Here is a 551-nt window from a genome sequence, read left to right on the forward strand (position 1 = left end):
AAACTAAAGAACAACTTGTTGTGAATTCTTGCTGAGCGAATGCCGTCTATAAGGAGGTGATCCAGCCGCAGGTTCCCCTACGGCTACCTTGTTACGACTTCACCCCAGTCATCAACCACACCGTGGTGATCGCCGTCCTAAAAGGTTCGGCTAACCACTTCTGGTGCAATCAACTCCCATGGTGTGACGGGCGGTGTGTACAAGGCCCGGGAACGTATTCACCGCGGCATTCTGATCCGCGATTACTAGCGATTCCTACTTCATGGAGTCGAGTTGCAGACTCCAATCTGGACTACGATAGGCTTTTTGAGATTCGCATCACATCGCTGTGTAGCTGCCCTCTGTACCTACCATTGTAGCACGTGTGTAGCCCTGGTCGTAAGGGCCATGATGACTTGACGTCGTCCCCGCCTTCCTCCAGTTTGTCACTGGCAGTATCCTTAGAGTTCCCGGCCAAACCGCTGGTAACTAAGGAAAAGGGTTGCGCTCGTTGCGGGACTTAACCCAACATCTCACGACACGAGCTGACGACAGCCATGCAGCACCTGTAT

The 551-nt window shown here is 52.8% G+C and carries 1 rRNA gene; it reads right to left on the reverse strand.

What is annotated here, in order from left to right:
- Positions 1 to 49: 49 nt before the first annotated feature.
- Positions 50 to 551: ribosomal RNA gene (locus tag Q0895_RS13400) — 16S ribosomal RNA — on the reverse strand; the annotation flags it as partial.

The sequence above is a fragment of the uncultured Psychrobacter sp. genome (assembly GCF_947495825.1).
Classification (GTDB): domain Bacteria; phylum Pseudomonadota; class Gammaproteobacteria; order Pseudomonadales; family Moraxellaceae; genus Psychrobacter.